Here is an 8,946-nt window from a genome sequence, read left to right on the forward strand (position 1 = left end):
AATGACAGACAGGAAACCCCGGATACCCATGAAACCAAGCTTGCCCCGCTTTGACAAAGCCCGCGTCGTGGTGGTCGGCGATGTCATGCTGGACCGTTACTGGCAGGGTCCCACCCGTAGAATATCCCCCGAGGCGCCGGTTCCGGTCGTCCGGGTCAACGGCAGTGATGACCGCCCCGGCGGCGCCGGCAACGTCGCACTGAATGTCACCTCGCTGGGCGCCCCCGCCTGGCTGCTGGGCATCACCGGCGATGATGAAGCCGCTGACGCCCTGACCACCCGACTGGAAGCAGCCGGCGTCTACTGTGACTTCGTACGCCTGAAAGATGCACCCACCATCACCAAACTACGGGTCATCAGCCAGCATCAGCAGCTGATTCGTCTGGACTTTGAGGAAGCGTTTACCGGTATCGATGTGGATACCATCCCTGATCGCCTCTCGGCGCTCCTGGATAATGCCGACGCCCTGATTGTTTCGGATTATGGCAAGGGCACCCTGAAAGATATTCAGGAACTGATCCGGCTGGCACGGAAACGCAATATTCCCGTACTGGCAGACCCCAAGGGACAGGATTTCACCCGCTACCGTGGCGCCACCGTCATCACCCCGAACCTGCATGAGTTCGAGGCGATTGTCGGCAGCTGCTCCACCGAAGAAGAGCTGGTCGCCAAAGGCCAGGCGTTGCGCGAAGAACTGATGCTCGACGCCCTGCTGATTACCCGCGGCGAACATGGCATGACCCTGCTACGTGCGGACGAAAAAGAATTGCATCTGCCGGCCCGCGCCCGTGAAGTGTTTGATGTCACCGGCGCTGGCGATACGGTCATCGCCACCCTGGCAGCCGCACTGGCCAGTGGTGAACCGCTGCCTCGTGCCGCCGCACTGGCCAACATTGCCGCCGGTATTGTGGTGGCCAAGCTGGGCACTGCCACCGTCAGCCTGCCGGAGCTACGCCGTGCCGTAAATGCCATCCAGGGCTCTGAACGGGGTGCCATGACGCGTGAGCAGCTGTTGATCGCGGTTGAAGATGCCCGTGCCCATGGCGAGAAAATCGTCTTTACCAACGGTTGTTTCGACATTATTCACGCCGGGCATGTCGGCTACCTGGAGCAGGCCCGTAAGCTGGGTGACCGGCTGGTACTGGCCATCAACGGCGATGAGTCTGTCACTCGACTGAAAGGCGAAGGTCGCCCGATCAACCCTGTTGAGCGACGCATGGCGGTACTGGCAGGTCTGGAAGCCGTCGATTGGGTAGTTTCCTTCAACGAAGACACACCGGAATCCCTGCTGGAACAGCTGAAACCGGATGTACTGGTGAAAGGCGGCGATTACGGTATCAACGAAGTCGTAGGCGCAGACATTGTCACCGCCTACGGTGGCGAAGTCGCCGTGCTGGATTTTCTGGAAAACTGCTCAACAACAGCAATTGTTCAAAAAATCCGCAAGGAAAATGAGCAAGAGCCTGCCTGATAAGCCCCATAATGGGTCGGTGATTCTCATCGACCCATTATGCAATTACCGTTCTGCCGTCAGATTGAGCTTTCCACCATATTGATGGGTGACAAAAAGCCGATTTTTCCTGGGCGCGAAAAACTCAGAAAAACGATAGCCACTCCCATCAAACCGGGTAAGTTTTCCATCAATCAATTGAAAATAGCCCTGCAGCCTTTCACCCTGACACTGCACGAGAATAAAACGCCGCTCTGGCCTTAACCGGCTGACAAGAAAACCATCTTCTTTCTCATCTTCCACATAAAAACCCTGTTCAGGCCATGCTTCCAGTGCAACCGTCAGACTGTAAACTAACTGAACGCTATTTGTAGGACAGTGAACATAGAGGTGAACAGGCAATGTCACTGACTGACCATTAATAGAAACGGTCTCTCCCTGCTGACCTGCCAGCCAGCCGGAGGGATGGAGTTCCATAACCCCTGACTGCTGGGGTAATTCATAAGGATTACCCACAGGCTGGGTGTCAAAATAAAAAGGGAAATACCCAGCCCCCTGCTTGAACAAAACTTCTTCTGAAATTTCCCGCAGCACGGTATCGAACGGATTATCCAACTCCGCAGTTTCGACATACCCCGACACGAGCTTTAAAACCCTTCCCGCATCGCCGCGATCCTGCTCAACCAATACCAGGTACTCGTTATCACAGACCTGTATTTTCAACAGAACCGAAATACCGACATTCGCCAGGGATATTTCATTGCTATCAGGAAAGGCGGGAGACACAGTACGGCTGGAGCGGATGGCTGCCATTTCACTGAATGTCAGCGGATCGCCAAACGGCAGCAGGTCATAACCATCCGCAGTACGCACCAGTTTCACCTGGCGCGTTGAAAATGCAGTTGCGGCTTCCCTGCGCAGAATAATTCCTTCACTCATGCAGCATGCTTCTCCACCGCCTGCAGCACGGCATGCACATTATGACGAAGATGGTCTGGATTAATCGTTCCCAGCACCGCTGCAGAAACGCCAGCATGGGAGAACACAAAATCCATGCAGGTCTGTACCGGATCATCACCATCGCTACAGAGATGGCCGCTGGCCAGTGCTTTCTTCACCAGGATAGCCTTACCATGATCCCGGGCATAATCCAGCACGGCACGCTCGCCCTGCTCGTTGAGGTTCCAGGTCACCATGGCACAGTCAGACTGTTCCAACGCAAGGATGCCGCCTTCCACGGTCTTGGTCGACATACCAGACGCTCGCACCAACCCTTCACGCTTCAACTCCGCCAGCACGTCCAGGCAGCCATAACGGCGGATAATATCCACATCGTCGCCACTGGAATGCACTAACACCATATCCAGATAATCAGTCCCCAACCGCTTCAGGCTGCGCTCGATGCTGAAACGAAGATGCTCCGGCGTGAAATCGAAACGGGATTCACCATTCTCGAACTCTTCACCCACCTTGGTGCAGATCACCCATGAAGCACGGTCGTCGGCAATCAGATGCCCCAGCCGCTCTTCACTCGAACCGTAAGCCGGTGCAGTATCCAGCAAGTTGATACCGAGCTCCCTGGCCTGTGCCAGAAGACTTGCCGCTTCACGGTCATCAGGAATCCTGAAAGCCTCAGGGTATTTGACCTGCTGATCACGCCCCAGCTTGACCGTACCAAAACCCACCGGTGAAATCGTCACACCGGTGTCGGCCACGGGTTTTCTCAGGTGCTCAATCAAAATAACCACTCCAGAAGGGGCCGGTGACAGTCGGCCGGGGGAGCGATTCAGGCAGCCCGAACGCTTCATTACCTGAAGGTTCAATGTCAGCCCCCTGCAGTTCCTTAACCACCTCATCGCTGAGATTCGGTGCCAGCGCCAGCTTGGTGGGCCAGGTAATCAGACCATTACCGACGGCTTTGCAATAGGCGGCATCCGGTCTCAATAGTTTACTTTGCTTAGGCTCCGCCCGGTTCACCCGCAGGGTTGCCCATTGGGCATCCGAGAAATCAACCCAGGGCAGGAGCTTCTCCACTTCTTTTTTCGCGCGGACAATCTGCTCGTCACTGTCACGCTTAACACCGGACTCCGCAATATCGCCTCCCATGTACCAGACCCACTGGTCATCATCCGTAGGATGACTGGTTACGGTCAGGCGCGGCACGATATCGGTGCTGATGCAGTGAGCATAGAGTGGATAGGGGTGTTTATGCTTCATCATCACCATATGCAACGGACGCAGCTGCATTTCAGGTGATGTGACACCCCAGCGCTGGAGAATATCCCCCGTGCCTTCACCGGCCGTGAGGACAAAGCGCCGGGCACGGATTTCATAGGTTTCACCACCGGCAGTGCATTCAATGGCGGTGATATCACCGTTCTCACCAAAGCGAATCACGCTGTCCTGATCCCAGTCCACCTTCAGCGTGCGATCTTCCAGACCCGCGATCAGTTCACTGACCACCGTTTCAATATCCAGCACACTTTCATTGAGTTTGTAGAGTTTCCCCTTGAAACCCGGGTCAGCGAACACCTTGGGAACCTCATCACGCTTGACCGGGTCAACTCGCCCGCGTAACGCCTTGCTGGCAAAGAAGGTGGCCATTCGCGAACCGAGACCGCCAGGCGTCCACATATACTGGTGATCAGACAGGATGCGCACACGGGTCAGATCGATTTCGCCTTCGCCATCCAGGCAGGCGCGCCAGCGGGCTGGCATGCCGGCGATACACTCTGAGGCCTCGGTCAGATTACCCGACAGTGCATACTTGATACCGCCGTGGATGATCCCCTGTGATTTGATACTCTGGCCACCACCAAGCGTGGCGTTTTCCAGGAGAAGGGCCTTGTAGCCCATGTCGTTGAGGCGCCGGAACAGCCATAAACCAGCAATTCCGCCACCGATAATAGTTACATCAGTGTCGATGACGTGGGACATGATACTCATCAATTCAGGTTAGTTCGGGGGAGTATAAGCCTTCCCGCCAGCATGGGTCTATTGAGACAACCCGGCTAACACCGGCGGCATCCAAGAAACCCATGGCAGAAGCACTGACAAATCACGATAATGGCTCATTTGCTGACAAACCGGTGACAAGCCGCAATGCCTCGACTGATTTATACCCTGGTTTATTATCTGTTATTGCCACTGATTATCCTTCGCCTGCTTTACCGGGCCTGGAAGGCTCCAGCCTATGCCCGCCGCTGGAATGAACGGTTTGGTTTTTTCAAGGCATCTAACCCGCCGATGAAAAGTATCTGGGTGCATTCAGTCTCTGTCGGAGAAACCATTGCCGCCACCCCCTTAGTTAATGCCCTGAAAACCCGTTATCCCGATCATCGGATTGTCGTTACCACCATGACACCGACGGGATCAGACAGGGTCAGAGCGATCCATGGCGACAGTGTTTTTCATGTCTATGTCCCTTATGATCTGCCCGGCGCGGTAAACCGGTTTCTGGACCGAATCACCCCGGAACTGGCCATCATCATGGAAACGGAACTCTGGCCCAATACGATTGCCGCCTGCCATAAACGGCATATTCCTACCCTCCTGACTAACGCTCGCCTGTCAGAGCGTTCAGCACGAGGTTATGCCAAGCTTGGGCCTTTGACCCGTGGCATGCTCCAGCAATTAAGCTTTATTGCCGCACAGGCAAAAGATGACGCTGAACGCTTCATCCAGCTGGGCCATCCCCGTTGCCAGACAATGGTGACCGGCACGCTGAAGTATGATCTGAATGTAGAAAAGACACTGAGTGACAAGGCAAAGGTGCTTCGCGCGCACTGGTTGAGCGAACGTCTGGCATCAACAAAGATTCTTATTGCTGCCAGCACCCATAAAGGCGAAGAGGAACAGATCCTTTCAGCGTTCGAGAAGGTTCGAGGACAGCACAAGGACACCCTGCTGCTTCTGGTACCCCGCCATCCCGAACGTTTTAACGACGTTCATGCATTGATCACCAGCCAGAATCTGTCAGTAGCTCGTCGAAGCAGTAATGAACCAGTGACCGCATCAACCGATGTCATCCTGGGGGACACCATGGGCGAAATGATGCTGCTGTTCAGCGCTTCTGATATCAGCTTTATTGGAGGTAGTCTGGTACCTGTAGGTGGTCACAACCTGCTGGAACCTGCGGCCGTTGGCTTGCCGGTCATCAGCGGCCCTCACCTATTCAACTTCGCGGATGTCGCCACTACCCTGAAAGCGGCCAATGCACTTTCTGTGGTCAATAATCAGGAAGAACTGGCTGATCGGATGATCACACTGCTAGACGATGAAGCCCTAAGAAAAAGCACAGGGCAGGCAGGGAAGCGGGTCGTCGAACAAAACCGTGGCGCCCTGGAAAAGCAGCTGACACTGGCAGCAAGCCTGATGCACTAATGCCCTCCTCCCGCGGCGATGAGTTCTCTCATCGCCCGCTTCATCAAACTGTCACATTTACCTGCCAAGGTAGCCTCCGCTCGCCATATAACTGATTAAAACACTTACTCAACAGTTTTTATGCAACATGGCTTATTTACGACTATGTTCCATCGCAACAACGCATTCTCTTGCTGAAAAAAACTGTGCATTGATGCTTTCAAAATCAAATCGTAACTATCTCCCAGTTCATCTGGTGCTGACAGCTCTGGCCGTGACATCCCCTCTTTTAGTCGAAGCCACGCCATTGTCCGTCTATGGTGCGCTGACAGACTTTGGAAACACACTTGAATCGCTTACCCATGCCCGTACATCTTCTTCTCTGTTGTACCTTAATGCAGCGAATCCTGTATCGGAGGAACAATTCTCAGACATCAAAAGCCGAATGTGGACAGGAGACATATTGCTCATTGACGGTACGGAAAGTGAACCTCAAACAGTCCAGGCCATCAGTGCGTCATTGGGCGGTGTCGGTTTATACGGCCACGTTGTCATGATGTACAAGCCAGGTTTTGCACCCGCTCAATTCAAGCAAATCGTATCGGCCAGTGCAGCAGGCAGGGACCTTACCCACGACGACACAAAAGAAAAACTGGCCTATGAAACATTGGCATTACATGATCGCTGGGCCAGGCAACTGCAATACAAGAGCAGTCAACAACGCTTTGGCACGTCGGAATGGCGCCCCGAAACAACAGTACAAATTGAGTTACGGGAAATTAACCTTCCATGCCTGGTCGGCAATCAGCTCGAAGGTAGTCTGTCAGACCCTGTGTATTGGACAGGTGGACTGATTGACGCTTGCAATCACAGCGCCAGCTTCTCACTAAACTATGCGGTCGACTTTATCCGTTCCGCGTCCGCCCTACAGGGGACAGAAGACGCTAAATATGTACGTTTTACTGTGAACCCGGAATCCAGTGGCGGGGCTGGCTGGCATCTTGTTGACAGACCGACCCATCGGCATACATGGTTTCAAAGCTGGACGAATCGAACCACCTGGTTTGGCCCTATTGCTGATTACTACCGTATTGAAATTCATGCTTTAGATGAAGATATCCGTCTTTCAAATAGCATTCCCGGCAGTTCACCCAAGCATTCAAAGGTAAAGGCAAAAGATACGATTAAAGTTGGCTTACCCGTACGCGTGGGGTTCTCTCCAAGGCCAGCAGCACCACATCAAGAAGTATTCCCTGAACTGCCCCCTGGTAATGATCAAGAACCACCTGAAGCAGCGCTCCCGCCCCCAGAAGCACGTCCCCAGTATCCCTCGGAAAATAATCGTGAAATACCCGATGCGGATATCCCGCAACCAGAAATGCCTGCTGTGGCAATAGTCTATCCCGCAGCGGATGTTCAACATTCAGGTGAACAAAACCAGCAAGCACCCAACAAACCCACCTGGCAACCAGGAGTAATGCCGATGCTCGTCGAAGAAGGCAGTCTCTCTGATACAGAGGAAAACCCTATCCCCAGTAATGACTTTGCTTCTGACGACGACAATTCCATTCCTGAATACGATACATCACTAATGCATGGTAAGCCCAGGTCCCACCTATCAGACTCGACAAAACACAAGCATCAGCTTACTCACAGACATTTATCCACTGTTCCCGCTGGCTCCTACTATAGTTCCCGCTCTGTCACTTATCTTAATCACGAATATGTCATTCAGAATTTATCCAGGTCATACAAAACAGATTCTGCTATCTGGTTATGGAATCGAGAGTTTTCAAAATCGAGTGGTGACTGGAGATACCACGAAAAATGTTATATAGCCTGCACTGATTGGTTTTTTTCAGATGCCGAATTCTCTGCTAATGCATACAGCCACTTCACGCCTGGGTTTTCTGCGACGTTTAAGGTGCCATCAGATAAAATCGGCCATTCCATCTTCAAATTTGTCAGCACAGTAAACCCCGTAGCACTGGCTGGCCATATTCGCTATCAATTCCTGTTTCAGGACTATTCACTTTGGGATCAGAAAGGCGAAAAACACAGTATTGAAAGGTGGTTCAGGATCAACTGGGATTCCCCCGTCTTCAGCACATTACCAACGATAACAGTAGAAGCCAGTAAACAAGACAGTACACGTGGACTTTGTCTGACTGTTCTTGAAAACAACACTGCAGAAGGTGCACCAGTCGATATCTATAAGTGTCATTCGAATTCAAATCAATACTGGCAATATGATAACAAACAGCAGCTACGTTCAATGGTCACCCGGGATCGTTGCCTAACTGCAGAGAGCAACAATACTCTATCAGTACACCCATGTTCCAATATGAACCAGCAAAAATGGCAATGGCAGAAAAACAGGCTAATAAATCTAGACCTCTTCTATCTGACGATTAAAAATGGAAAAGCAACAATAACTAAAGACACATCAAAAACAAACAACATTAGCGAATGGCAGCCTTTTCTGATACAAGCCCCATTAAACAATACGTTTACACTGGAGAATTAATATCAATCAAAAATGCCTTGCCCAATTCATCATGACAGCTTTGTCATTATATACTCTGAACTTACAGGGAATTACTACATCATACCCTCTATAGACGTAACGCCAGAAAAACCATCCATTTTTAGGATAAATACAGGGGTTACGCCGAACATTATCTTTAGAAGAGGGAAGTTTTATGGACTCAGCAAGTACATCCAGTGCTCAATCAACACCAGTAAACACTCGCCAAAGCCGTAGCAGATCGAGGGCTGAAGGATCCCGTAGCAGAAGTGTTAGCAGGGGTGGCAGGGACGTGAGCCTAGATAGAGGTGCTGACAAGGACTCACTATTAAAGCTATATCGTTCAAGTTCACTAACCCGCGCACTAAGCTCTGAAAGATTGTTTCAATTCAAACAACCAACTCAATATGCTGATACAGCAAAAGCAATTAGTGATGAGCCAAAACGTCTAGCCCAACAGCAAAAACAAAAAGACAAAGTAGACCAAAAAAAGAGAGACAACCCCTATAAATTTCAAGCCAACGCTGTAAGTACTCAAAAACTCCTGTGCAGACCACATGGCAGCCAGCATGAGGCGTATTCGATAATATTTGCCAGTCTCGGAATT

The 8,946-nt window shown here is 51.8% G+C and carries 7 protein-coding genes; 4 read left to right on the forward strand and 3 right to left on the reverse strand.

The genetic code is table 11. The annotated features are described in order from the left end of the window. Positions 1-28: 28 nt before the first annotated feature. On the forward strand, positions 29-1,471 hold the full coding sequence (gene hldE / locus ABD892_RS04270) for a bifunctional D-glycero-beta-D-manno-heptose-7-phosphate kinase/D-glycero-beta-D-manno-heptose 1-phosphate adenylyltransferase HldE (protein ID WP_345194124.1): 1,443 nt from the start codon (positions 29-31) through the stop codon (positions 1,469-1,471). Positions 1,472-1,516: 45 nt separating this feature from the next. Here hldE and ABD892_RS04275 read toward each other — a convergent pair whose 3' ends face one another. The 3 genes from ABD892_RS04275 to ABD892_RS04285 are packed head-to-tail and all read right to left on the reverse strand — an operon-like array spanning position 1,517 to position 4,387. Further along, the gene (locus ABD892_RS04275; protein ID WP_345194125.1) at positions 1,517-2,389 is read right to left on the reverse strand and encodes a hypothetical protein; all 873 of its coding nucleotides are present in this window, start codon (positions 2,387-2,389) and stop codon (positions 1,517-1,519) included. Beyond that, the gene (locus ABD892_RS04280) at positions 2,386-3,186 is read right to left on the reverse strand and encodes an aldo/keto reductase (RefSeq protein ID WP_425559170.1); all 801 of its coding nucleotides are present in this window, start codon (positions 3,184-3,186) and stop codon (positions 2,386-2,388) included. Before ABD892_RS04280 ends, ABD892_RS04275 begins: the two co-directional genes overlap by 4 nt. Next, complete coding sequence (locus ABD892_RS04285) at positions 3,182-4,387, reverse strand: FAD-dependent oxidoreductase (protein WP_345194128.1); 1,206 nt, start codon at positions 4,385-4,387, stop codon at positions 3,182-3,184. Before ABD892_RS04285 ends, ABD892_RS04280 begins: the two co-directional genes overlap by 5 nt. A 165-nt stretch (positions 4,388-4,552) precedes the next feature. On the opposite strand from ABD892_RS04285, the gene waaA reads away from it, so the two are divergent. From waaA to ABD892_RS04300, 3 genes are all read left to right on the forward strand, one after another. Next, positions 4,553-5,833, forward strand: a complete 1,281-nt coding sequence (waaA, locus tag ABD892_RS04290; protein WP_345194129.1) for a lipid IV(A) 3-deoxy-D-manno-octulosonic acid transferase — start codon at positions 4,553-4,555, stop codon at positions 5,831-5,833. 127 nt (positions 5,834-5,960) lie between these two features. Further along, complete coding sequence (locus ABD892_RS04295) at positions 5,961-8,339, forward strand: ricin-type beta-trefoil lectin domain protein (protein WP_345194130.1); 2,379 nt, start codon at positions 5,961-5,963, stop codon at positions 8,337-8,339. A gap of 292 nt (positions 8,340-8,631) precedes the next feature. Next, positions 8,632-8,946 (forward strand): hypothetical protein (locus tag ABD892_RS04300; protein ID WP_345194131.1); only part of this gene is annotated, 315 nt, incomplete at its 3' end.

Origin of the sequence: Kistimonas scapharcae, from assembly GCF_039540975.1 — a bacterium.
Taxonomy (GTDB): domain Bacteria; phylum Pseudomonadota; class Gammaproteobacteria; order Pseudomonadales; family Endozoicomonadaceae; genus Kistimonas; species Kistimonas scapharcae.

Coding starts and splice junctions, on each gene's coding strand:
- hldE (WP_345194124.1), top strand. CDS start 29: ATGAAACCAAGCTTGCCCCGCTTTGACAAAGCCCGCGTCGTGGTGGTC.
- ABD892_RS04275 (WP_345194125.1), bottom strand. CDS start 2,389: ATGAGTGAAGGAATTATTCTGCGCAGGGAAGCCGCAACTGCATTTTCA.
- ABD892_RS04285 (WP_345194128.1), bottom strand. CDS start 4,387: ATGTCCCACGTCATCGACACTGATGTAACTATTATCGGTGGCGGAATT.
- waaA (WP_345194129.1), top strand. CDS start 4,553: ATGCCTCGACTGATTTATACCCTGGTTTATTATCTGTTATTGCCACTG.
- ABD892_RS04295 (WP_345194130.1), top strand. CDS start 5,961: ATGGCTTATTTACGACTATGTTCCATCGCAACAACGCATTCTCTTGCT.